The 25,835-nt window shown below is 45.7% G+C and carries 21 protein-coding genes; 10 read left to right on the top strand and 11 right to left on the bottom strand.

What is annotated here, in order from left to right:
- Positions 1–5: 5 nt before the first annotated feature.
- The 9 genes from ACX0G9_RS20840 to ACX0G9_RS20800 form a co-directional block, all read right to left on the bottom strand.
- Entirely contained in the window at positions 6–887 is an 882-nt protein-coding gene (locus ACX0G9_RS20840; protein WP_459066886.1) for a DUF4249 domain-containing protein, read from the bottom strand.
- Positions 888–901: 14 nt separating this feature from the next.
- Positions 902–3,244, bottom strand: a complete 2,343-nt coding sequence (locus ACX0G9_RS20835; RefSeq protein WP_459066885.1) for a TonB-dependent receptor — start codon at positions 3,242–3,244, stop codon at positions 902–904.
- Between the two features lie 65 nt (positions 3,245–3,309).
- Positions 3,310–4,419 (bottom strand): hypothetical protein, encoded by a 1,110-nt coding sequence (locus tag ACX0G9_RS20830; protein ID WP_459066884.1) that lies wholly within the window; start codon positions 4,417–4,419, stop codon positions 3,310–3,312.
- A gap of 123 nt (positions 4,420–4,542) precedes the next feature.
- Positions 4,543–6,366: a peptidase associated/transthyretin-like domain-containing protein gene (locus ACX0G9_RS20825; protein WP_459066883.1), complete on the bottom strand. Its 1,824-nt coding sequence runs from the start codon at positions 6,364–6,366 to the stop codon at positions 4,543–4,545.
- A gap of 13 nt (positions 6,367–6,379) precedes the next feature.
- On the bottom strand, positions 6,380–7,378 hold the full coding sequence (locus tag ACX0G9_RS20820) for a FecR family protein (protein WP_459066882.1): 999 nt from the start codon (positions 7,376–7,378) through the stop codon (positions 6,380–6,382).
- Between the two features lie 33 nt (positions 7,379–7,411).
- Positions 7,412–7,993 (bottom strand): RNA polymerase sigma-70 factor, encoded by a 582-nt coding sequence (locus tag ACX0G9_RS20815; RefSeq protein WP_459066881.1) that lies wholly within the window; start codon positions 7,991–7,993, stop codon positions 7,412–7,414.
- Positions 7,994–8,122: 129 nt separating this feature from the next.
- Complete coding sequence (locus ACX0G9_RS20810) at positions 8,123–9,034, bottom strand: O-methyltransferase (RefSeq protein WP_459066880.1); 912 nt, start codon at positions 9,032–9,034, stop codon at positions 8,123–8,125.
- 52 nt (positions 9,035–9,086) lie between these two features.
- Complete coding sequence (locus tag ACX0G9_RS20805; RefSeq protein WP_459066879.1) at positions 9,087–9,653, bottom strand: dihydrofolate reductase; 567 nt, start codon at positions 9,651–9,653, stop codon at positions 9,087–9,089.
- 60 nt (positions 9,654–9,713) lie between these two features.
- Complete coding sequence (locus ACX0G9_RS20800; RefSeq protein WP_459066878.1) at positions 9,714–10,508, bottom strand: thymidylate synthase; 795 nt, start codon at positions 10,506–10,508, stop codon at positions 9,714–9,716.
- Positions 10,509–10,578: 70 nt separating this feature from the next.
- Between ACX0G9_RS20800 and ACX0G9_RS20795 the strand changes: the two genes are divergently transcribed.
- Both ACX0G9_RS20795 and ACX0G9_RS20790 read left to right on the top strand, forming a co-directional pair.
- Positions 10,579–11,448, top strand: coding sequence for a helix-turn-helix domain-containing protein (locus tag ACX0G9_RS20795; RefSeq protein WP_459066877.1), 870 nt, complete (start codon positions 10,579–10,581; stop codon positions 11,446–11,448).
- A gap of 79 nt (positions 11,449–11,527) precedes the next feature.
- Positions 11,528–13,033, top strand: a complete 1,506-nt coding sequence (locus ACX0G9_RS20790; RefSeq protein WP_459066876.1) for an apolipoprotein N-acyltransferase — start codon at positions 11,528–11,530, stop codon at positions 13,031–13,033.
- Here the strand turns inward: ACX0G9_RS20790 and ACX0G9_RS20785 are convergent.
- Positions 13,000–14,298, bottom strand: a complete 1,299-nt coding sequence (locus ACX0G9_RS20785; RefSeq protein ID WP_459066875.1) for a peroxiredoxin family protein — start codon at positions 14,296–14,298, stop codon at positions 13,000–13,002. The two genes, ACX0G9_RS20790 and ACX0G9_RS20785, sit on opposite strands and share 34 nt — an antisense overlap.
- A 417-nt stretch (positions 14,299–14,715) precedes the next feature.
- Between ACX0G9_RS20785 and ACX0G9_RS20780 the strand changes: the two genes are divergently transcribed.
- The 8 genes from ACX0G9_RS20780 (at position 14,716) to ACX0G9_RS20745 (ending at position 24,753) form a co-directional block, all read left to right on the top strand.
- Positions 14,716–15,228: a DUF4402 domain-containing protein gene (locus ACX0G9_RS20780; RefSeq protein ID WP_459066874.1), complete on the top strand. Its 513-nt coding sequence runs from the start codon at positions 14,716–14,718 to the stop codon at positions 15,226–15,228.
- Between the two features lie 89 nt (positions 15,229–15,317).
- Positions 15,318–15,827, top strand: a complete 510-nt coding sequence (locus ACX0G9_RS20775; protein WP_459066873.1) for a DUF4402 domain-containing protein — start codon at positions 15,318–15,320, stop codon at positions 15,825–15,827.
- 26 nt (positions 15,828–15,853) lie between these two features.
- On the top strand, positions 15,854–16,732 hold the full coding sequence (locus ACX0G9_RS20770; RefSeq protein ID WP_459066872.1) for a fimbrial biogenesis chaperone: 879 nt from the start codon (positions 15,854–15,856) through the stop codon (positions 16,730–16,732).
- A gap of 65 nt (positions 16,733–16,797) precedes the next feature.
- Positions 16,798–18,231 carry an autotransporter outer membrane beta-barrel domain-containing protein gene (locus tag ACX0G9_RS20765; RefSeq protein ID WP_459066871.1) on the top strand — a complete coding sequence of 478 codons (1,434 nt, stop codon included), beginning with the start codon at positions 16,798–16,800 and terminating at the stop codon, positions 18,229–18,231.
- 88 nt (positions 18,232–18,319) lie between these two features.
- A complete protein-coding gene (locus tag ACX0G9_RS20760) occupies positions 18,320–19,708 on the top strand; it encodes an autotransporter-associated beta strand repeat-containing protein (protein WP_459066870.1) in 1,389 nt (462 codons plus the stop codon).
- A 60-nt stretch (positions 19,709–19,768) separates the two neighbouring features.
- Positions 19,769–21,514: a T9SS type A sorting domain-containing protein gene (locus ACX0G9_RS20755; RefSeq protein ID WP_459066869.1), complete on the top strand. Its 1,746-nt coding sequence runs from the start codon at positions 19,769–19,771 to the stop codon at positions 21,512–21,514.
- A gap of 20 nt (positions 21,515–21,534) precedes the next feature.
- Positions 21,535–22,053, top strand: a complete 519-nt coding sequence (locus tag ACX0G9_RS20750; protein ID WP_459066868.1) for a DUF4402 domain-containing protein — start codon at positions 21,535–21,537, stop codon at positions 22,051–22,053.
- 30 nt (positions 22,054–22,083) lie between these two features.
- Positions 22,084–24,753, top strand: coding sequence for an MSCRAMM family protein (locus ACX0G9_RS20745; RefSeq protein WP_459066867.1), 2,670 nt, complete (start codon positions 22,084–22,086; stop codon positions 24,751–24,753).
- A gap of 36 nt (positions 24,754–24,789) precedes the next feature.
- Here ACX0G9_RS20745 and ACX0G9_RS20740 read toward each other — a convergent pair whose 3' ends face one another.
- Positions 24,790–25,734 (bottom strand): NAD-dependent epimerase/dehydratase family protein, encoded by a 945-nt coding sequence (locus ACX0G9_RS20740; RefSeq protein WP_459066866.1) that lies wholly within the window; start codon positions 25,732–25,734, stop codon positions 24,790–24,792.
- Positions 25,735–25,835 lie beyond the last annotated feature (101 nt).

Here is a 25,835-nt window from a genome sequence, read left to right as displayed (position 1 = left end):
GCCTTTTATTTTATAATGATAGATTTGGTTTGAGAAGTGTGTGCGCTGAAGTATCCCAGGGCTCCTCCCTGGATATTGGTAACCGGGTTGGCCGGAATACCCTGGCCATCACCCGTGGAAGATTGATCGACACTATACCAATATTTATAAACGGAATAATCGATACACTGCATTTCGATATCCACCACGTCTTTCACATGCAAGGTGCTATCCGCATCCGGTCTTAATAAGGGCCAGGTACTTTCTTTTCCATTGCTAAAATCATCATTCAGGTAATAAATGGTCTTATCCAGGTTGCCGTCAATGATCTGATTAAAACGATACCAATTACCTTTTTCTATCGGGTCGGTAAATAAAGGAACGATAGCCAGTACGTTTTTGGAAAAATTAAATACCTCTTTTGTATAAAGGCTGTCCAGGTTCACCTGCTTTGGCATTACTGAAGAAGAAGTGAATATAGTATTACCCACCGTAATATTCAGGTAATAGGTTCTTCCCTCCACTCCTGCCAATGAAGCTGTTTGATAAACACCGGGCTGTGTTTCTTTTAACGTTTCCATATTGCCCGTATTATCACGGACCGTCACGACGGCCTGGCTTACACCGTTAAAACTATAATTATCTTCCACCTTACCGGTTTTCCCGATGGTAACCTGGTAGGGGCCGGGCTTATTGGTAATATTGCCTTCGACAACATATTTTCCGCCTGCATCTTTTAAATCCAGATGGATTACTTTCTGGCATCCTGTAAGCAGGCTCAATACGCCTAACAAGGCCACGACGATTCCTATGGTAATAATACTTTTATTTTTTACCGGTCTTACCGATCTTTCCAGTAGAAAATTCTCAATAGTAAGGAGCATATTTCTTTTTTCATTAGTGTTCATGGCGCAGTAAATTTTTAAAATTTAAAATTGTAGGATATAAAAGGTACGGCGCTAAACAAGGTAGTTTGTACCGCTTCCGTTTTTCCGGGATCCGTTTTATTATCCCGGAAAGTGATGATAAAAGCATTATCCCGGGCATAGGCATTATAGATACCAAAGGCGAGTTCGGAGGAGTACCTTTTTTTCTGTTTCAGTTGCACAGTAGCACTCAGGTCAAGACGATGATAGGCAGGCATGCGATACCCGTTCCGTTGGGAGTAATAATAAACCGTACGGCCATCCTGCAGGTATTTACCTCCGGGAAAACTTACCGCATTTCCGGTATTGTAGACCCAGCTGCCGGATAACATCCATTTGGGGCTGAGCTTGTACATCCCAACGATGGAAATATCATGCGTCCGGTCCTGGAAGGAATTATACCACTGATCATTATTAATCCCCTTGACCTTTCTCTCCGATTTGGACAACGTATAACCGACCCATCCGGTCAACCGCCCTGTCTTTTTTCTGAACAACCATTCCATTCCATATGCTCTGCCTTTCCCATATAATAATTCCGTTTCGATGGTTCCGTTACTCTGTACGTTGGCACCGTCCCGGTAATCGATCTGATTTTCCATCGCCTTATAATAGGTTTCAACGGTTAGTTCATATTTATCGTCCCTGAAATTCTTGAAATAACCAAGCGACACCTGGTGTGACCGCTCCGGTTTGATCATGTTATTACTGGCTACCCAGCGATCTGTAGGGAAACCTGCACTTGCGGTAGACAGCAGATGCATATTCTGGGTATTACCGGCATACGAAACCTTTACAGAAGAATTGGGATTCAATTGATAACTAAGGGCAATCCTCGCTTCCGGGGTAAAATAGGTCTTCAGGATCTGGCCATCTTTGTTGTGAATAGTATCAGTAACCTGTCCTGCCGGATTTACGTTATAAAAATCCCCCTTGCCCATAGGACTGAATGCCGTGACCCGTAAACCATAGGAAATGTTTAATTTTTCGGAGGCCTTCCAGTCATTGCTGATAAAGGCTGCATTTTCCAAAGCATACCTTTTCTGAAAACTGGTATCGTTCACCCCGCTCTTCGGTCCTCCTGCGTCCAATACACCGGGATTCAGGGTGTGATAAATTGCATTGATACCAAACCGGACCGTATTACGGGGATTGAGATAATATTGCAACTCTTCCTTTACATTGAAGTCCCTTAGCTCGGAAGTAACCATGAACTGACTGCCGTTATTGGAAAAACTCAGCTTATAGTTATAGTTGCTATAGATCAGGGAAGTATTGGAAAAGAGACGTGGACCGAAAGTATGATTCCAACGGACAGTTGCCGTCGCGTTTCCCCAACTAATGCCAAAAACATCAGCGCTGGAAAGATTATCCCTTCCAAAATAGCCGGAGATATACAGCTTATCGCGGGCGCTCAGGGTAAAGTTCAGTTTGGCATTCAGATCATAGAAATACAGGCTGTTTTTATCCTTGGTGGAATCACCCGATAATTTCATGAACATATCTGCATAGGTTCTGCGCGCGGTAAATAAAAAAGAAGACTTGCCCTTTTCGATCGGCCCTTCTACATTTATTTTGGCGGAGATCACTCCCAATCCACCGGTAACATGCAGATCCTGGTTATTTCCATCATTCATCCGGACATCCACTACAGAAGATAACCGGCCTCCATACTGAGCAGGCATGCCTCCTTTATACAAAGTCACATCCTTGATGGCATCTGAATTGAAAGTGGAGAAGAAACCCAACAGGTGCGAAGCATTGTATACAGGGGCCTCATCCAACAGGATCAGGTTCTGATCGGTTGCCCCGCCACGGACACTCAGACCGCTGTTCCCCTCTGCGACCGCCTTCACGCCAGGTAACAGCTGCAGGGTTTTCAGCACGTCCCGCTCTCCGAACAATACCGGTACGTTCTTTATGTCTTTTGTCGTAATATGTTCGACACCCATTTGAGCGCTGCGAATGCTCCGGCCTCTTCCGGGCGCCGTAACAGTTACATTCTCCAACTGGACTTCCTGGTCCTGCAGCAAAGTCGGCAATTGCATATTTTCTTTCAGATCGACTTCGATCGTTTGTGCTTGCCGCCCAATGGCTGAAATGATCAGGGTATACTTTCCTTCAGGAAGGGTAAGGGAATAAAATCCATAATCGTTGGTGGTCACACCTATATTTTTTCCGGACACGACTACCGTTGCACGGATAATACTTTCACCGGAAGATTTGGACTTGACCGAACCGCTGATGGTGTGTTTAACCTGTGCCGAAAGATGCATGGACAGGGCCGATAAGAAAAAAACGATAAAAAAATACTTTACATAGATAAATGGGGAACGCATAAAAAATGATTAGGTTGGTAATTTGTTTTATTGCTAATAATGTTGTTTGTATTCTTTTTCCGGGATCAGATCTTTACATGGAAGCCTGCTGTAAAACCGAAATACAGCCCATGCAGATCCGAATTCTTTTTTTCGCTCCACAGGTAATGAGAAACAAGATCGCTGCCCTGCCCTTTATTGGAGTAGATATAATTGAAATTGGGACCGCCAAAGACTTCAATTCCGGGGGTGAGCCGAAGGGCGGGCATTATCCGGATCGTTGATTTTAAGTAGTCGCCATTTTTAAAATCCGTCAGACCGATATTCACCAATTCAAAATTCAGCCGGAGAGTTTGGATAATCCTTACGTGGGCACCGATACCAGCTTCCCAGGCCGCCAGTTTACGATTGCCCTTGTTATTATAACCAAGACCGGCAATACCGTATAGTTTACGTCCCCCCGAGCGGAAAGTAATCAGGGTGGTCAGGGTCTCGTCCGTGCTGATGCCGATCGTTTTCTCCCCATTCTTAATAAGATTCACGATTCCGATCGGGCATTCATTGCTATCCGCTATATTGATAAATCCAACCTGTACCCCTTTTACCTTTTTTGCGATATTCATAAACCCTGACACCTGGTTACCGGCAATGGCAGCCTTATTGATAAAACCTGCTACCTGAATGCCTGAATTGGCGGCTTTATTGATAAACCCGGCAACCTGTATCCCTGATGCATCCCGATGGGCAATATTCCCAAAACCGGCAATATTCAATCCGGTAGAACTTCCGGTAATATTGATAAAACCCGCTGCCTGAACCCCGCTGGAATTATTTTTTATATAATTCAGGAACCCGGCAAGCTGGACTCCCTGCGCAGAATCATAGATGTGGTTGGAAAACCCGGCCATCTGAAGACCAGCGGCATTATGAAGGATAATCGTTGACAATCCGGAAAGGGAAAGACCATTTTCGGACCCGGATACGCCAACGATCGTATTCAGCGAAAAGTTATTGGTGTATTCTTTGGCCCGGGTACCATTACTGCTGATCGGGTAGACAATACCGATATTGGCAGTTTTTACAGGCCTGTCCTGCGCTGCTGATTTTTTTGCAGGAAGCTGGAATAATATAACTAAAGGAAGTGCCGGAATGAGTTTACTGATCAGGATCCGGAGAAAATAATTGACGATATCCATACTTTATTTTTTTAATGCTTATCTGAAAAGCTTGTATGGATATAGACAACTTACAAAGAATTCACCCCTATGCGGGAAATAAAAAAAACCGGAAAATATCGGGGAACATAAAAAAGACGCGCCTTAAAAAAAATTAATCCCTGCGCTCCAGCCTATCCAGGCGGAGCCATTTTGACCCACGGGGAAGGTTGAGTATCCGGCCCGGGGAAGTATCTTCTTATATTCACCCGAACCCATCATTTCTTCCGGATAATTCAGGGAAATGGCAGGGCCTGCAAACAAAGAGATCTTTTTTCCCAACTGTACCCGGAGATAGGCCTGAAACCGGTATACAATTGGCATTTTGTCCCAATTCCCCAGATAAAAATAATTCTGGGTTAATTCTGTAAGGATAGCCATCTTTTTGGCTATAGCAAAATCCTTCCCGATTCCAAACCCCAGAACGTATGCCTTTGCGTTCTTTTCCGGGCTATACCCCAGGGTCAGGATGCTGTACATTTTCCGTGAACCGGTTTTGTAAGAAAGATTGACTGGCAGCATTTCATTGGAGGATAGGGAAATTTCATGAAGACCGGTTTTGACAATATTGATCAGTCCTATCATATATCCGTCTGCCGTATCCGCGATATTGACCAGACCGATCTGAAGACCTTTTAATTTCCGGGTAACATTAAAAAGAGTGCTGATTTGCACGCCGTCCATTTCCGTATTGCTGATATTACCGAACCCGGCCAGTTGCACGCCGCCCGTTCGCCCTTTTACAGAATTGATCAATCCGGCCGCCTGCACCCCACTCATCGAACCCCCCACAAAATTGTATACACCGCTTAACTGAACGCCGGTCATGGAATCCAGGTTCTGATTATAAAGCCCTGCGGCCTGAACTCCATCCACTCCTCTGTCCACCTTATTAAAAAGACCACCCAGCTGAACGCCGGTGACGCCGCCAACCACTATATTACCAACACCACCTGCCTGAACTCCCTTCATGGAATCAAGATCCTGGTTATGGATACCGGCTAACTGAACGCCGGTTACCATTCCGCCTGCAATATTAAATCCACCTGCAGCCTGAACATGTCTCACTTCCTTTTTATCGATATTGAATATGCCGGCCAGTTCAACCCCATCGGTACCGGTAGTATAACCGCCGATCATATTGGCTGAAAATTTATTGATCACCTGCCCTCCCATACGGCCATGGGTACCCAGTCCGGGTACCAGGGAGAACTGAACAGGTTTATTTGCAAAAAAATCGCTCAGATTCATACTCTGAACGATTTCCCGGGAAGAAAGAAACAATTTACCCAGCCAGGTCTTTTCAACATGATTGGTGACGACAAAAGGAGAGAGTTCCGAAACCCTTGCCTGCGTAATAGTAAGATTAAATTGCTGATCACTTCCGCCGTTGACGACCAGGAGGGTATCATCGTAGAGTTGTTTGCTGACGACGATAACAGCCCTTGAAAACCGGTCTTTCAATCTCAGCCGGAAATAGCCGCTCGTATCGGTAAGTGCTGATACCAGTTGATTGCTTTCGAATACACTGGCATCGGTTATTTTTTCTTTCGTCCTCCCGTCCCTCACATAACCGCTGATGGTAAAAATTTTAAACGGAGTAGCAGCCGTCCGCTGAAGAATAATAACATATTTGTTCGTTTCCAGAAAATCAAACCGGTCGCCCAACAGGTTGTCCAGTATTTGCCGGATAGGTTTATTTTTTTCCTCCGCGCTGACCAGGCTGTCCCCCTTTATTATATTCGTATTATAAGAAAAATAAAACCCTCCTTTATGGCCGATCTCCACCAGTGCTTCCGTCAATGGTTTTTGGCGGAATTTAACGGAGACCTTTCTGTCTAGTTTTGCCTGTCCCAGAATTCGGGAAAGGGAGAGAAGGAAAAGAACAACCGTAAATGTTATGATCAGGGAGATTTTATTTGATTTCATGTAAGGGTTATGCTTATTTTAAAATTGTCTGCTGGCCGTTCTTTACCAGTGAAATTTTAAAAGTCTGGGAAATTATGTACAGGATTTCGTCCAGGGACTCATCCCGGAAGGTAGTGGTCAATGCCATATTACGGAGCCGGTCATTACCAATCACGATATTTGCCTTATAGACCTCATTTAGTTTATCGACCAACCTCTCCAGGGAAATACCATTACAGGCAAACTCATGGGTCCGGTAATAATTATATAATTCATCCGTATTACCTTGTTTTTCCGGCAGGGGATCATTTTCCCTCACGATCACTTTTTCATTCGCCCTGACGCTGATGGTATGTCCCCCTTTGGTAATTTCAACCATTCCGGTTTCAACGATCAATTCCGTTGCCTGTTTGGTTGTTCGTACATTAAAGGAAGTTCCGATAACCTTGATCGTCACTTCTCTTGCATGAACGATAAAGGGCTTATTTTTATCCGGGCTTACTTTAAAAAAGGCTTCTCCTTCCAACTCGACCGGCCTGGAATCTTCAGGGAATTGTTGTTTATACCTGATGGAGGATTGTTTGTTCAGGACCACGATACTTCCTTCTGATAAGGTATCGGTCAGCACTACCCCTTCAGAATGAAGAGACAGGAATTGTGGCTGTTTATCCGAATAAATAGTATATAACCAACCTCCGGTAAGCAGGACGGCAAAGATAGCGGCAGCTTTTAACCATTGGTATTTGCGGCGGGTAGCTAAATTTATAACAGGCGTATTTTCCTCCTTTACCCGCTGTTGGAAATTTTGCCACGCATCGTTCTCATTTACCGTACTTTGAACAGCCAGGTTCCTGCTTTCCTCCCATATCAGTTTGAAATCTTCGAAATAACGCGCATTGCGGTTACTTTCGGACACCCAATCCTTTACCCATTGTTCTTCCTGGCCGGAAGCCTCTCCCAACATCACCTTCACCAACAGTTCATCGATGGTTGGATTCTTTTCGTTTTCCTTATCGTAGTCGTTTTCTGTCACATTAAATTTCTTTAAATCAAATGATCAATCCATTTATTTTAATAAGGTGGTTATTATCAGGGTAATAAAAGGTAAAAAATCAACCATTTTCAACCGGAGTATCTTCAGGGCCTTTCCCATCTGGTTCTCGACCGTCTTAACGGACAATCCTAGGCGGTCTGCTATTTCCCTGTATTTCAGTTCCTCGAACCGGCTTAACTGGAAAATGGTCCGGCATTGTTCGGGCAAATCATTCAGGGCTTTACCCAACCGGGATTCCAATTCTCCCAGTTTTATTTTTTCTGAAGCTTGTTCAGGATTGTTTGGTGGGGGTCGGCGCATGGCAAAAGATTGATAGGCAGACTTTACCTTCAGATGTTTTAAATAATTAAGACTTTCATTATGGACTGCTCTATACAGATAGGCGGCAATATTTTCCAACATATCCATATTGTCCTTTTTTTCCCATAACCTCAGGAAAACATTTTGCACGACCTCTTCTCCGGAAGCAGGATCCTTTATCAGAGTACTGGCATAGGCATGCAGATTCTTAAAATGAGATTTAAAAACCTGCTCGAATAAGTCTTCACGACTCTGGCCCGGCGTTTGTAAAATACCCTTATAATTTTCTATCATCCTGTCAACTTGATAAGGTCAGTCAATGGCACCTCACATTCAAAGATACCTGATTACCATAGGTTTATTATTAAGACAACCTACCAAAGGTTTACCCCCATTCCCGGATAAAATTATTTTGAGTTGATTTTAGAACCGGATACTAAAGTCCTGTTTTATCTTAAATTCTTCCCGTAAAAAAATAAGACCTATGAAAAAAAGGTCGATCGTCAGGTATACACGGGGATCCATTTTTAAGATGTTCCAGGCCTCTTCCATCTCTTCACTCCAATGAATATCATCAAAGATCAGGATCGCCGGAGAAGAGGATCGGTTCATTAAGGCATGAAAATAACGAAGTGTAGGTTCCAGCCGGTGATTACCATCTACAAATGCCAGATCAACCGTGCCTGCCTTTTCCAGAACCGGATCCAGCATAAGATCAAAATTCCCCGTAACCAATTCCACATTAGGCAACCCCAGGGACCGGAAATTCCTCTCTGCCACCCTTGCTACCGGGACAGCCCCTTCTATCGTCCATAATTTTGCTTCTCCATTGCCGGAGGCCAGATAGGCGGAAGATAACCCAAGGGAAGTTCCCAGTTCCAATATCGTCCGCGGCTTATAATATTGTGCAATCCGGTAAAGCAATTGTCCTAGTTTCTGCGGTTTAGCTGCATGGCGCGCCAGATTGGCCACCGTCCTATGCCGGGTAGCCTGCAGAGCGGACCCCGCACCCATGTCCTCTATTTCCAGTAAGAGAGGATCTTTTTTTAATTCTTTTCGCAGGGATTCCACACGGGCATAAGCAGGATAAGCTTTAGCATCGTTTAATACATTTATGATAAAATCAAAAACAAAGGGGGAATGAATGCCGTGCCCTTTTCCGTTGGAAGCGGTAATATAATACCGGAGGAATTTTTTGGAAAGGCTGAAACGGGAATACCCCCCCAGTGCTTCGCGTTGAACACTGTTCAACACTCGCCCGCTACCTTCGCCTTCGCTCGGTAGCCTGACGGGGGAGTTGGGTAACACGCTGCTATTAGTGTAGGATTCACTCATTTCTATGAATTCGTGGAAAAATCTTTTGGCATATTATTCCCCCTTTAGGGGGTTAGGGGGCGATCCGCTCCCAAACCTGGAAACTGTATGCGTAAGCATGTTTTTCGTCAACCGGAAAGTCACGATGGGAGGTCATCTCCCACTTGTTTTCGTCAATGACCGGAAACCAGGTATCTCCTTCGATGACCGTATCGACGCGGGTCATATAAATTTTATCCGCAATAGCCATGGATTCGGCATAGATCTGACCGCCACCAATGACAAATGCTTCTTTACAATCCGTTTTCCGGGCTTCTTCAATCGCCGCGTCCAGGGTGGCCACCGGAACTGCCTTACTGTTAGGTGGATTCCAATTGGTGTTACGGGTAATGATGAAATTAAACCTTCCCGGCAAAGGTTCGCCTGCCAGGGCCTCAAAAGTCTTGCGCCCCATGATCACCGGCATACCCCAGGTCGTGTTTTTAAAAAACTTCATATCACTGGGCAAATGCCAGAGCAATTTATTGTCTTTACCGATCACATTATTGTTACTGGCTGCTACGATAAGGCTGATAATACCCCCCGCCCCCCTGAAGGGGGGGTTTGGTACCTCGCTGCTATTTATGTTAGTGTCGCTCATTGCATTTCTTTGCTCAAAATTCATATGGAATATTACTCCCCCTTCAGGGGGTTGGGGGGTTTATACCGCCACCTGGGCCTTGATGGCCGTGTGACTCTGATAATTCTCCAGGGTAAAATCTTCAAATTGAAATCCGAAAATATCCTTAACGGCAGGATTGAGTTTCATGACCGGCAACGGATAGGGAGTCCGCGACAATTGCAACCTGGCCTGGTCCAAATGATTATTGTACAAATGGACGTCGCCAAAACTGTGAATAAATTCCCCGGGCTGCAATCCGCATACCTGTGCGACCATAAGGGTGAACAGGGCATAGGACGCGATATTGAACGGGACGCCCAAAAAAGAGTCCGCGCTTCGTTGATATAACTGGCAGCTTAATTTTCCGTCTGCCACATAAAACTGAAAAATAATATGACAAGGCATCAGGGCCATCTTTGGCAGATCCGCTACATTCCAGGCACTAACGATCAGACGGCGGCTGTCGGGAGTTTTGTTGATCTGCCCGATCAACTGGGAGATCTGGTCCACCACCTGTCCATCTGCCCCTTCCCAGCTACGCCATTGTTTACCATAAACAGGCCCCAGCTCACCTTCCGGGCTGGCCCATTCGTTCCAGATACTGACCCCGTGATCTTTGAGGTATTTGATATTCGTATCGCCCTTCAGGAACCAGAGCAGCTCATAAATAATGCTTTTCAGATGCAACTTTTTGGTGGTTACGAGGGGGAAGCCCTGAGCCAGGTCAAAACGCATCTGATAACCAAAATAACTGATCGTACCTGTTCCCGTACGATCGGTTTTCGAAACACCCTTATCGAGGATATGCTGCAAAAGGTCAAGGTATTGTTGCATGGGGTGCAAATTACGAAAGTCTTATTTTACCCGAAGTCTTATTATAAATAATTATCTTTAAAGGGACCTTATGCACGAATACCGGCAATACCTCCCAGCAGCCCCCCTGGCTGATCTAATTGAATGTTACTGGATTTACCATTCACCAGGTCCTTCACCCGGAGATTACGCCCGGGGAGATATCGCACAGGGGAATGGCGGAGACCAAAAGGAACGATTGATCCCCGGGGGCAGGGTAGAGTTGATCTTTAACTTTTCCGATCCTTTGGATTGGCTGATCGATACAGATTCCTCCAAAATCGACCGTCTTACCAGGGCGCATATCATGGGCCAGCGCAACCGGATTTATTACGCAAGGGAGACCGGACGGACAGACATGCTGGGTATCCGGTTCAAGACCGGAGGTGTAATTGCCTTTTCACCTATCCCCGTTTCGGGGTTTTTGAACCAACTGGTTCCCGCGGAAGTCGTTTTTGGCCAGGTCCTTAACCAATGGGAATCTTTATTATTCGAAAAAAAGACCGATCAGGAAAGGATGCTCTTACTTGACCGGTTATTATTAAAAGAGGTAAGGTCTCTTCCCCAGGAATGGGAAGCGCTGAAAATGGCGATCACCTCTCTTAAAAAAGGAATAGAAGACAGTTCCCTTCAAATGATCTGCCACCAGACCGGCTGGCACTACAAAAAATTGGAAAGGACTTTTCTGAAGGCTGTGGGCTATACCCCCAAACATTATGGTAGGATCACCCGGTTCAACAGGGCCATCCGGAAAATGAAAAATGGAAGCAGGTCCCTTACCGAAATTGGTTATGATTGCGGTTATTTTGACCAATCCCATTTTATCAGGGATTTCTATCAATTTGCAGGGACTACACCCGGTCATTTTCAATCCGAAGAGCATAAAATGGCCGATATGCTGATCGAATACCAGCCTGTCTAAATCTGTATGGATTGTCTAACCTGTATGGATTGTCTAAAATTTACAATTTCCAACAATCCGCAGACCTTAGTTTTGAACTATGCATTTTGAAAAACTAAAAATCCCTGCCGCCATCCTTTTTTCCGGTCTCTGCTGGTATCTTTCAACTGGTCTTTCCGGTACTTTTTGGTGGCTGGTGTGGATTGCGCCCGCCCCCATCTTATATATCTCGTATCAGGTCTCGGGTAGAAAAACTTTTATAATAGCTTTTCTGGCTTTTTTTTTGGGAAGGCTTGTATGGCTGCCTTACCTGGTAACCGTTCTTCCCTTGTTGCCGGTCATTGTATTTACCCTGTTTCTTCCTTTGGTTTTTGCCTTGTTGGTTATATGGTCACGAAAAATTGTTTTGATGTCAAAAACCTGGATTGGTGTCCTTGCCTTTCCCGTTCTATGGTCATCCTTCGAATTCATTATTTTTCTGTTCTCAAGGGACGGGACTTTTGGCAGCCTCGCTTATACCCAGTGTAATTTTTTACCGCTGATCCAGATCGCCTCTATTACCGGGCTGCTGGGTATTTCTTTTCTTGTAACTCTTTTCCCTTCCGTTATCGCTTTAGCGCTTAATTTCAAACGTCAGAGCAAAAACATTGCTTATCTGGTCTGGCCTTCTGTATCGGCAATTGCACTGGTGATACTATTCGGAATAATAAGATTGAACGACAGCTCCGGATCCCATGAAATATCAAAGGAAATAACCGTTGGCATGGTTTCTCTTGATGAAAAATCTCATTACGGGAAGGTTGACCTTACCTCCAATAAAATGGCACCGGTTGTCAATTTGTATGCACAGGAAGTAGACCGCCTTTTAAAGGCAGGAACCCAACTCGTGTTGTTGCCGGAAAAAGTAATAACGGTAACAGATTCCACCTTTCCTTTTTTTAGCCGATTGTTCGCAGAGATGGCCGGCCGATACCAGGGAACCATTATAATCGGCTATACGCTGATAAAAAAAGGAAATAAGGAGAACCGTTCCATTGTCTTTTCACCGGAAGGAAAAATATCAGCCGACTACTCAAAAGTTAAACTTTTTGAAGGAGAGGTCCTGGAGGGGTTCACCCCGGGAAAAGAAACCGGCATCTTCACGATAGATCGGGCCAAGGCAGGCATCCCTATATGCAAAGACCTCGATTTTCAACAATATATACGCAGATATGGCAACGATAACGTATCCATACTATTTGTGTCTGCCTGGGATTTTGATAAAGATGCCTGGCTTCATTCCCGGATGGCCATAATGCGCGGTGTCGAAAATGGTTTTTCCATGGTCAGAATTCCCCGGCAGGGCCAGCTGACGATCAGCGACGAATATGGAAGAGTTACTTTCGAAGCGAGCAGTATCGGGGGCAAAAAAACGATTCTTTTGGGGAAAGTAAAACCCGCCCTTCATAACACCCTTTACAGCCGTTGGGGCGATTGGTTCGGATACACCATCCTGCTGGCAGCTCTTTATTGTCTTTTTCTTTTATTTAAGAAAAAAAGTACAAGACCGCTGCCTCAATTCACAAAAAAAACTCATTCACCCAGCATCCCATCCACCGTCTTATAAAACTCTTTCTTTTGTTCTTCGTAATGATCTCCGGTACCAGGCCCGTTGAATCCGGTATGGATCCTGGAAATCTCTCCCTTACGGTCTACAAAGATCGTAGTCGGAAAACCAACGATCTCTTCCAGTTGGGGAAGGGTTTTTTCTGTTCGTTTAGGGTCACTAACCGTAACGCCTGTGATCAGGATCGGGTATTTTACATTAAAGCGTTCTTGAAAACTACGCAGGCTGTTTTGTGAACGGGCAAAATCGGTGCTCCGTTCATAAGCAAGCCCGATGACCTCCACTCCTTTCTTATGATATTGTTCATAGAAGGGGCTCATGAAACGGGTCTCGTCCATACAGTTTGGGCACCAGGAACCCATGATCTGTATAATGACGATCTTACCTTTAAAACGGTTATCCCGGATGGACACTGTTTTGCCATTAAGATCCTTAAAAGAGAAATCCAGGGAGCCGGCATTTTTCTTCCACCGGGTAAGGGTAAATTCATCAGGGAGTTTCGCATCGGGGTTTTTCACTGCTGTCCAGATCTCACGGCCAATGCCACCCATATAATATTGTCCGCCGGACAACTTGTTTCCGTTAATCTTCGCAGTGAACAAATACGCATGCCCGCCGTCAAAACAGGAAAGCCGCAGCGAATCTCCGTCAACCTCCCCTTCCAGGTAACGAAGATCTCCGGTCGGGTCCAGGAAAGTGCCTGTTACCCTGCGTCCTTTCTGATAAAATTCTCCCACCCTCAACGTGGTGTCTTTGCCATCAGGGGAAATAAAAACAGCGCTGTACCTGCCAGAAACGTCTGTTATGGCGCCCGCCGACGTAACCGTTGACGTTTCCGGGATCGGAGGGACGAACCGGTAAGATTGACCGTAATATGCTTTAAAAGGAAGGGAGCTGTAGTTTACTGCCCCTCTTTTCAACCAAACCCCTTCCAGATTGCCCTCCTTGGTCAGGACGGCCCTTAGTTGTGATTCAAAAAAAGGAAGGTGGACAAGCACGGAATCCTCCTTTATCCGGATGTCGTCTACCAGTAATTTTTCGTCTGCATTGCGGATATAGAGGATCTTTTTGCGGGCACTGTCCTTTACTTCAAAATTGAAAACGATGGAATTTCCGTCTTTTCTTTCCAGCAAGGCACGATATTGCCCGTTGCGGAAGGGTGAACTTCTCTGTGCCGGTAAACTTCTCTGTGCCGGTAAACTTCCCTGCGCCGATACCCTGGTATAACAATAAAAAAGAAACACCAGAGAATATATTCTTAACATATTGATTATTATTAAAAAGAAGTACAAAATTAGGCAAAAGTACCAGACGGATAAGCAAAAGTGCCGGACGGTTTAACAAAAGATAAGGACGGTCCGATAAAAGAAACAGATCGCCATTTAATAAAATATCAGGGTCATACCTTACCATTTACTAAGTACAAACCCTTAGTTTTAATTACACCTATAAATTCATCGAATTAATTGATTATTAATGAATTAGCTTTATTGGCCCAAGTGGGTCTGACCTGTTTCCCGCTTGATGAACCTAGCATACCCTCGCACGATTTTGCGCAGAACTTCCAGTAGCAACTTTCTAAAGTAAGCCTGAATGTATTTACTGTGCAATGCATATAACCAAGCAATTGGTAACTTTTAAATAGCCTAAAAAACAATTATTCAACCACTAAAAAGAAACAAATGAAAAAAGAAATGAAATTTTTCGCCGTGTCCCTGTTTTTCCTGGGGGCTGCAGCCAGCTCGTTCGCCCAGTCTACCGCCACGGCTACGGCTACTGCCACTATTGTAACCCCGATCAGTATTACGAAAACCGTCGACATGAATTTCGGCAATGTGGCCGTACAAACGGCTACCGGTGGTACCGTAGTAATGACTCCCGCCGGAGTACGAAGTGTAACGGGCGGAGTAACAATTCCTTCCACCACAGGGACCGTTACGGCCGCATCATTTACTGTCACAGGTCAGGGAGTATATACATATTCAATTACCCTTCCGTCAACTGCACTTACCATTACCAGCGGCGCCAATACCATGACGGTCACTACTTTTACAAGTACTCCTTCAGGAACAGGAACCCTGACTGCAGGAACGCAGACCCTGAATGTGGGAGCAACGCTAAATGTGGCCGCCGCCCAACCAGCAGGGGTATATGTATCGGCAACCCCGTTCAATGTGACTGTCAATTACAATTAAGCCTTTTTTGACTCCATTATTCTATGTAGATTCTTTATGCTCATGCATATTACAGGATGCTATACATTCTTTTCTTAAACCACAAAAAAATGAAAATTGTGAAATCTTTTGCAGTCTCCCTTTTTTTTGCATGGTCTGCTACCAGCTCGTTTGCACAGGCAACCGCTACTGCAACCGCTACCGCCACCATTGTAGGCCCGATCAACATCACTAAGATAGTAGACATGAATTTTGGTAACGTAGCAGTACAAACGGCCACCGGGGGTACTGTTGTATTGGCTCCCAATGGTACCCGTACTGTAACAGGGGGAGTTACCATACCTTCAACCACCGGGACGGTCACACCAGCTTCTTTCACCGTCAATGGCCAGGGTACATATACGTATGTTATTACACTGCCTTCTACAGCAACTACCATTTCCAGCGGCGTCAATAATATGACGGTTAATGCTTTTACTAGTACGCCTTCAGGAACGGGACAATTGACTGCTGGCACCCAGGATTTGACTGTTGGTGCTACCTTGAATATAGCAGCCGGTCAACCTGCGGGTGTATATACCTCGGCGACACCGTTCAGTGTGACTGTAAACTATAATTAAGGTATTTTCTATAACATCATCATCCTATGGACAAACCGAGATTGCCGGAGAATACCCAGGAGCCTATATTATATTATAGTGGCCGCTTACTCTCCGGCTTGGTGATGGCATTTATTTTTTTCCCCATGCTGGGAATAGCACAGGGAAATCTTTTGATAATGCCCCGTAGAGTGGTTTTTGATGGTTCAAAAAGATACGAAGAACTTAATTTGGCCAATACTGGACGGGACACTTCGCGGTATGTGATTTCATTAGTTCATTACAGGATGAAGGATAACGGCGGATTCGAGGAAATTATGAAGCCTGATTCAGGACAGAGTTTTGCCGACAAATGGCTACGCTTTTTTCCTCATAGCGTGGTCCTCGGCCCTGGCGAATCCCAGGTAATAAAGATCCAACTTTCCAGATCAAATGAATTGGTAGAAGGTGAATACCGTTCTCATATCTATTTCAGAGCAATACCCGACACCAGGCTGCTTGGGGAAAAGGAAACTGTCCATGATTCTTCTTCCATATCGGTCAGGTTGGTTCCGGTATTTGGCATTTCCATTCCAGTGATCATACATATAGGAGAATCTACCACCAAGACAACCCTTAAGGACCTATCTCTGGAAATAGGACAAGACACGATCCCTGCGCTGACCATGACATTCCTCCGGACAGGAAACAGATCGGTATATGGTGATATTTCTGTTGATTACCTGACAACGCAGGGAAAATCTTTCCGGGTGGGAGATGTAAGGGGGATTGCCGTCTATACGCCGATCCCCTTACGCCGGTTTCGGATGGAGCTGGAAAATATTAGGGGAGTAAATTATCATTCCGGAAAACTTCATATTGTATATACCACACCTGCCGATTCCAAACAGGAGATCCTGGCCGAAGCCGAAATAATATTACACTAGCTGGGGGGCTAAACTAGCTGACATGATTAAATACCAGACTGCGGATTGTTTAAAACTATTATCATATGAACAAGACCGTTCCAATATTATTTTTCCTGCTGATTGCCGCTGGAATCCAGGGTTCCTCCCAGACTGTAGTAGTCACCGATGATCCCACCTATGTAACCGGACAGGCATCATCGGTCCTGGATGTCAAATCCATTTCAAAAGGTTTCCTGGCCCCCCGAATGACCCAGGCGCAAAGAACCTCCGTATCCAGTCCTGCCGAGGGTTTACTGGTCTACCAGACAGACGGGACAAAGGGGTTTTATTATTTTACCAATTCGGCATGGGTACTTATGGCATCTGGTACCGGCTCCCAGTGGACAACCTCTGGCAGCGCTATTTTTTACAATACGGGGAATGTGGGCATCGGCACCTCTAGTCCTGCAACTGCCCTGCAAATCGTGGCAACGAACCCCCTTACCTTGAACGGGGTTCAGGCCGGTACCATTACTGACAGCATTTTAACTATCGCGTCCGGCACTGTACGGAAGGTCCCTTTCTCCACAGTCACCAGCGGAACCTCCTGGTCCTTAACGGGAAATACCGGAACCAGTTACCTCACTAATTTTTTGGGTACGACGGATAATACAAGCCTGCGCTTCCGTACGAACAATACCCAGAAAATGATCATCGACAGCATGGGCAATGTGGGGATTGGCACTTCCGTATTTGATGCCACCTTCCCGGAAAAACTGGTTGTCAATGCAGGAACAACGACCTCCGTGAATGCTATTTATTCCAGAGGAAATATTAACAACTACTTCCAGACGAACATTCAAAATTCATCCGCCGGCAACATTGCCAGTTCTGATGTCGTTGCCACAGCCAATAACGGCACAGAAACAACTAATTTTGTGGATCTGGGAATCAATGGTTCCGGGTATGTCACTCAAGTGGGTAATCCAATTCAGACCGGAAAGGCCAATGATGGTTATTTACTTTCTGCCGGGAATGATTTCTATATTGTCAATAATAACGCCGCCAAAGACATCCTCTTTCTTACAGGAGGGACAGCGGCAACAAATGAAAGGGCCAGGATTACCAGCGCCGGTAATTTCGGGATTGGCAAATCAGCCCCGTCCTTCAAAGTGGATGTAAAAGGCAGGGCGAACTTTGACAGCACCGTCATAGCCCCCAATTATGCCACCACTGTTCAAACCCTGACATCCGGTTCTATCAGCTGGGACCAGACTAAAGGAGCTACTGCAACGGTCACCCTTACCGGCAATAGTACATTAACGATAACCGGTGCTGTTGCAGGTATGTATGGACTGATCAAGGTCATTCAGGATGCCACCGGGTCAAGAACATTGGCCCTGCCATCAGGCTCAAAAGTCATCAATGGCGGCGGAGGTGCCGTTACGCTTACGTCAGCTGCAAATGCGATCGATGTGCTTTCCTATTATTATGACGGCACTAACTATTACTGGACGGTAGGATATAACTATAACTAGAATTTAAAACAATTCAATACCTGATCAGAATCTGATTATGAATAAAGCTGCCTGCATATTTGTCCTAATAATCTGCCAAAAAACAGGCATGGCGCAAAATGAACAAAAGATGTTCTGGGCTCTGAACAGAACACCCGCTGCTCTTACCTGGGATAACACGTCAGGCAATAACCAAATAAATAATGGTACCGGCACATGGAATTTCAGTACAGCTAACTGGACGCCCAATGGTGGCAGAACAAATGTGATCTGGCGTCCGGGCGCTCCTGCTATTTTCGGAGGCAATACAGGAACAGGCGCAGCAGGAACGGTTACCGTTTCCGGTACCCAATCAATTCAATCCATGGTATTCAATCCCTCTGCCAGCGGTAATTTCATCATTGGAGCCAGTGCAGGCAACGGTACGATCATCAATAATTCCGGCAATATCACCGCCAATGCCAATGCAACTATTAACAGTATATTGGCAGGATCATCGGGCCTGACTCTATCGGGAACCGGCACAATAACCCTCGACACTACCACTACTTATACGGGTATCACCACAATAAATTCCGGTACATTATTACTATCAAGTGGAACAGCCAATGCCTACACCCCCACTTTAACTACCCCGATTGTTATCGCATCCGGAGGTACGCTAACCGCCGATATCTCCAGTAAGAATGTCAACCTTTCCGGCAACATTTCAGGTGCGGGAACCCTCACCTTCCCCAACGTAACACAGTTACAGACATTCCGCTTATACGGAAACAACAGCGGCTTTACGGGTAGTTTTTCAGAGCCCACAAGCTCCCGAGGTATAATGTGGTCGGATAACCAGGGCACAAGCAATGCAGCCAATACCGGCAGCGCGGGGGCTGCCTGGAATCTTAGTGGTGTGTTCGGGTTTATCGAAACGACAGGCACAGCCACAGCAACAGTACAATTAGGAAGTTTGTCAGGGACAAATACGGCCACCCTCCTTGGAGGCTTTGGCGGTTCAGGCATCGATACCTTTCAGATCGGGGCCCTGAACACTAATACCGCCTTTCTCGGAGCTATCCAGGACGACCCCCAGCAAGGCATCGCTACCATCGCTGTAAAAAAAGTAGGAAATGGCACACTTACCCTGAGCGGCGCCAATACTTATTCTGGGACTACAACGGTCAGTGCGGGCACCCTTTCCTTTAGCGGTACCGGCAGTGCTGTACCCGCTTCAAACACCTGGAATATCGTGGTCAATGCCACATCGTCACCCAGTTCGTCTAATTCTGGATTGTTGAAAGTTCCATCGGCTCTCACCTTCCTGGGCAAGACGGTAAATATTTTACTCACAGGTTCCGGCATAGGATTTACCTGGACAGCATTTACATGTCCATCTTTTGTATTAGTGGGCCCTGCATTGCAAATAAACGGCGTAGGTGTGTTAAGCGGAGTCGTAAGCGGTGGAACCACAGTGACATTCACAGGAACCAGTATAACCGTAAAAAGATAACAGAAATGATAATCAAATAGCTATAAGTTAAAAAAAACAAAGAGCCATGACAACAAAATAATGATCGCAAAAATCTACATACCCATCATTGCCATCCTCTCCTGGCTTCTGCCCCGAACCGCTTCGGCACAGGGCTTGATCATTCCTTCATCAGCCTACGTCATCGCCGGTAATGGCAATATCGTAACGGCGGCCAACTGGACGAATAATGGATCCTTCACCCATAGCGGGGGAACGGTCATATTTGCCGGCGCTACCCAAACCCTGGCCGGGTCATCTCCCACCCTTTTTAACAATCTTTCCGTCTCCGCCGGAAGCAATACCAGCATTACAGCAACGGCACAAACCTTACGGGGCACTCTACTGAGTAATGGGACCCTAAATGCGAACGGAAACCTTACCCTGCTTTCTACAGCCTCCCAAACCGCATTGGTCGATGGCAGTGGGACAGGGGAAGTGCTGGGGAATCTAAGTATGCAGCGATATCTTCCTACCGGATTCGGATATAAATACTTCAGTTCACCTTTCCAGGCAGACACTATTGGAGACTTCTCACAGGAAATCAACCTGGGAACAGCTTTCCCGGATGTATACAAGTATGATGAAAGCCTGGCTTCGAACGGATGGGTTACCTATACCAGTGGTTCCGGTTTGCTGATCCCCCTTATCGGATATGCGGTGAATTTCGGTACAGCTATGACCCCATTAACTGTTTCACTGACCGGGGTCGTTAACAATCATACCATCTCCTTACCGACCTTATATAACCACAACAATACCTATACTCTGGGCTTCAACCTGGTGGGGAATCCCTACCCTTCCCCGGTCAATTGGGACGCTGTGGGCGGCTGGACAAAGACCAATATCGATAATGCGATCTACTTTTTCAGCGCAGGAACGACTAACCAGTATACAGGTACTTATAGCAGTTATGTAAATGGGGTCTCCAGCAATGGGATCGCCGGTAATATCATTTCGTCCATGCAGGGTTTCTTTATACATGTTTCCAATGGCACCTACCCGGTTGCAGGAACATTGGCTGTCAATAATACGGCGAGGAGCCTTAATCCTTCCACGATTTTTTTCGGCATCTCTATTCCTGATGGCCCCCGCCCCCTGCTCAGGATTAGTGCCGGATTTGCCGATGAACAAACAGTTGCGGACCCGCTGGTATTCTATTTCAAACAACAGGCGACCGATGCCTTCGACAGGAAGCTGGATGCACTGAAAATGATGAATACACATTTGGATGTGCCGAACCTGTATGCCGTTTCACAGGATCTGGCTAAACTGTCCATATATGCCTTGTCCAATACTATTGATAGTTCAAAAATAATCCCCTTGGGTCTTAAGACCGCAAAGGACGGATTTATTACATTCAAAACGCAGGAGATAGCCAATATGCCTGGCGGCCTGTATATCTATCTTTCCGACACCAAAACAGGTACCCTACAGGACTTGTCCAAGGGAGCTCCATACCGCCTGTTCCTGTCATCGGGAGAATATACGAACCGATTTTTTCTGAATTTCAGCACCAAAGAATTGACATCCTCCACTACTTCCGGGAATGAGCTGTTCACCGTCTATAGTTCAGGAAATAATTTGATCGTAAACAGTAATCTTATGGCTGGGGAAAAAGGGAACCTTATCCTTGTCAATATATTGGGCCAGGTGGTTCGCAGGGATGAGATCATAGGAAATGGCAGCCATATTATCCCAATCAGCTTTATTCCGGGTGTATATGTAGTCTGTTTACAGGTAAACAATAAAGTACAGTCTAAAAAAGTATTCATCGGATCACCATGAGGGTAGGATCTATTATATCGATGCCATTTAAAAAAACTATTATTTTCCTTTCAAAGGGTATAATCTTACTGATCAGTCTTTTCCTCTTTTCCGTGACGACCAAGGCCCAACAGCCCCCGCCCCGCCCTATAATTATTTATGTTAACCCTGCTCAGGGCCTTATGTTCGGCGCTTTTTTCCAGGGGGCCACCGGGGGAACGGTGACGGTTTATCCGGATGGATCCCGTTCTGTTACCGGAAGCGTAACACAGGCGAATCTCGGATATATTTTTTCTCCGGCCATATACGAAGTCGATGCCAATGTTGGAACGGTCGTTTCCATATTGAACGGACCGGATGTTACGCTGTCGGGTAGTAATGGAGGAACGATCAGTTTGCATATCGGAAATTCAAGCACAGGCTCGCCCTTTATCACGACAGCCATATCTCCAGCCCGGACCCAGGTGAGGATCGGAGGTACCCTAACCGTAGGAAATCCCTTAGCTAACCCTTCGGGATCCTACAGTGGAATGTTCTCTGTTACCTTTATTCAACAATGAAAGATCGTAAATCAAATATATCCAGTTGAAATGACAGATAGTAACTTTTATTCTTCCAAAAGCCGGCCGTACAGGCCATTTATTGCTTTTTGGAGAATACCGGCCTGTCTGCTATTGTTCATGGTTTGGTTTATCCCTGCCAAAGGATTTGCGGGTAATGACCCAGATCCGGATCCGGTTCCCGCCTTTGATGAAATCCTGATCCTTTTGAATGTTCAGGGTATCGGAGGGGTGCAGATACCGGCCGCCATCCGCAATGACATTGTTTATCTGTCGGTCACCGATATCTTTGATTTTTTGAAGATCCGAAACATTCCTTCTGCCAGGATGGATTCCATATCCGGTTTTTTTATTAACCCTCAGGCTCCCTATCTGATCGATAAAAAAAATAACCGGATCCTTTATCAGGGAAAAATAGTCGGCCTGCACACTGATGATCTGATCCTTTCCAATGCCAGCCTTTATATGCGTTCGGATTATTTTGGCAAGGTCTTCGGACTGGAATGTAAATTCAATTTCCGTAGTCTTTCCGTCATTCTCAATACCAAGATCGAATTACCCATTATCCGGGAAATGCGGCAGCAGCTTATGCGCAATAATATCAGCCGCCTGAGGGGAGAAATAAAGGCGGATACGACTATTTTCCGCAGCTATCCAGGATTCCGTTTTGGCGTGGCGGACTGGTCAGTAGTTTCCACCCAGGATATCCACGGACAAAATGATACCCGGCTCAATCTTGGCATGGGTAGCGTTATCGCCGGCGGAGAAACGAATGTATTGATCAATTATGATAACCGGTATCCGTTCCGAGAAAGAGAACAATTATACCAATGGCATTATGTCGATAATGACAGGAAAGAACTCAGGCAGGTACTATTGGGAAAATATTTTCCGCAATCCATCTCCTCCATTTATTTCCCGGTGGTAGGCATGCAGTTCACCAACTCCCCTACCACCTATAGACGATCCTTCGGCACCTACCCCCTTAGCGGATATACGGATCCCAATTGGATCGTGGAATTATACGTGAATAATGAACTGGTCAATTATATAAAGGCCGATGCTTCCGGTTTTTATAATGTAGAAGTACCGCTGGTATATGGTAATTCGGCCATCAAACTTCGTTTTTACGGACCATGGGGGGAAGAACGGTCCAGCGAACAGCTTGTCCAGATCCCCTTTAACTTTCTTCCCTTTCACCAATTGGAATATACTGCCGGTGGCGGAATAGAAGAAGATAGTCTTCACAGCCGGTTCTCCCGGGCAAATTTCAATTACGGGTTGTCCACACATCTGACGGTGGGAACCGGCGTCGAATATCTTTCTTCAGTCACTTCCGGGAAATTAATGCCTTTTGTAAATGCATCCGCCAGGGTAGGTTCCAATCTGCTGCTTGCCGGCGAATATACCTATGGGGTCAGGGGTAAGTTCGTTGCGAATTATCACCTTCCTTCGGATCTGCAGTTCGAAGTGAATTACACCCGGTACAAAAGAGGTCAGACGGCCATTAATAATACATTCCTGGAAGAAAGAAAGGCAATACTTTCCTATCCTTTCCGAACACCGAAATTCTCCCTGTTTTCTCGTACCACCTTTTATCAGATCGTTCTTCCTTCTTCAAAATATACTACCCTGGAACAGTTGTTCTCGGGTGTCCTTTTTGGAGCCAGCACCAATTTTACTACCTACGCTTTGTTGGTCGAGCCTGCATCACCTTATGTATACAGCAATCTTTCCATGGCCTTCCGGGTCTTTAACAAACTTTTGTTCACCCCGCAGATACAGTATGAATATAACGATCATAATTTCATGTACGCCAGGGCAGAAATAGGAAAATACATTAACTACCGGGGATATGTAAATGTTTATGTTGAAAAGAATTACAAGACCCCGTATCAGGCCGTAGGAATTGGGTTCCGTTATGACCTCACTTTTGCCCGGATCGGCTCTACCTTCATACACAGCAAACAGACCAATACGATGATCAATTCCGCAAGCGGAAGTTTATTGTATGATAACCGGATAAATTATTTAGGGTATAACAACCGTAGCAGCGTGGGCCGGGGCGGTATCCTTATCCAGGGTTTTCTTGATCTTAACGGCAATGGTAAATGGGACAGAGATGAGCCAAAAGCAGGAATGATACGGGCTGAGATCAACAGCGGCCGGATAACGTATAATAAGGCAGATACGAGTATCCGGATATCCGATCTGGAAGCGTATGCCAACTACACGGTCCGCCTGACTCCTCAATTTGATCATATTGCCTGGGAGATCCGCAATCAAATCATTAGTGTAGCAGTCGATCCGAACCAGTTCAAACTGATAGCGGTCCCTGTCACAGTAATGGGAGAAGTTTCAGGATCGGTCTATTTATCGGAGAATGGGAACGAAAAACCACAGGGTCGTGTCCTTGTTTGTTTTTACCAGGGTGATTCTGTCATGGTCGCCAAAACAATTACGGAAGCGGACGGATCATTCGATTTCACCGGTCTGGCGGCCGGAACTTATACTGCCAGGATCAATTACATCCAATTACAGAAATTGGATATGATCTCCACCCCGGCGGCCATCCCTTTTACCTTGGTGCGCAGTCTCGAAGGAGGACTGGTCAGCGGCTTGAGGTTCGTGTTGCAAAAAACAGAAACATTGCCCCCGGCGAGGGACCCACTAAAAAATATATTTAAAAATTCTCCTTAGACTTATTTATCTCCCTTCAGATTTAATTCTTCTGATTTACCCCTTCAGATTTTCCAGCATATCGGCAGACATACGGGCCAGGTCATATTCCGGTTTCCAACCCCAGTCTCCGCGGGCAACTGAATCATCGATACTTTGGGGCCAGCTGTTGGCGATCCGTTGCCGGTAATCGGGAGCATAGCTGATGGAGAAATCCGGAATATGATTTTTGATTTCCGCGGCAATTTCCTTTGGAGAAAAACTCAACGCAGCTACATTATACGAGGTACGGACAGAAATCTTCGCCGCCGGTGCTTCCATAAGTTCGATAGTAGCCCGGATGGCGTCGGGCATATACATCATAGGCAGATAAGTACTTTCCTCCAGGAAACTGGTATACTGGCGATTTTCCAGCGCTTCGTGGAAGATCTCGATCGCATAATCGGTCGTTCCACCTCCAGGGGCGGATTTATAGCTGATCAAACCGGGATAACGTATACTTCTTACATCGACCCCATAACGTTCAAAAAAATAATTGCACCAGAATTCACCGGCATATTTGCTGATCCCATATACAGTACTTGGTTCGATGACCGTACGTTGCGGGCAATTTTGGCGGGGAGAAGTAGGACCGAATACGGCAATACTGCTGGGCCAATATACTTTAGTTAATTTTTCTTCCCGGGCTATATCAAGAACGTTCAGTAATCCCTGCATATTGAGGTGCCAGGCCAGATTGGGGTTCTTTTCTCCGGTAGCGGATAAAATAGCCGCCAGCAGATAGATCTGGGTAATATTCTGCCGGATCACCTGTACATGAAGCATTTCCTTATTCATCACATCCAGGGAAACGTAGGGGCCGCTGCCTTTCAATAATTCATTTTCCTCCCTCAGATCGGAGGCCACCACATTAGAATTGCCATATATCTTGCGCAGAGCCAGCGTCAGTTCTACCCCTATTTGTCCGCTTGCTCCGATCACCAATACTTTTTCTTTAGTCATTATCAATCGTTTAGGCCGCAAATATAAGCCGCAAGCTTATAAGCTGCAAGCTGCAGGCCAGGCTTTTTTTCAAGCGGCAAAGATGCTTCAGGGGAGTTTCA

The organism is Flavitalea flava (assembly GCF_054461575.1).
Note: the sequence above shows the minus strand (reverse complement) of the source record. Positions and strands in the feature narration are given on the sequence as shown.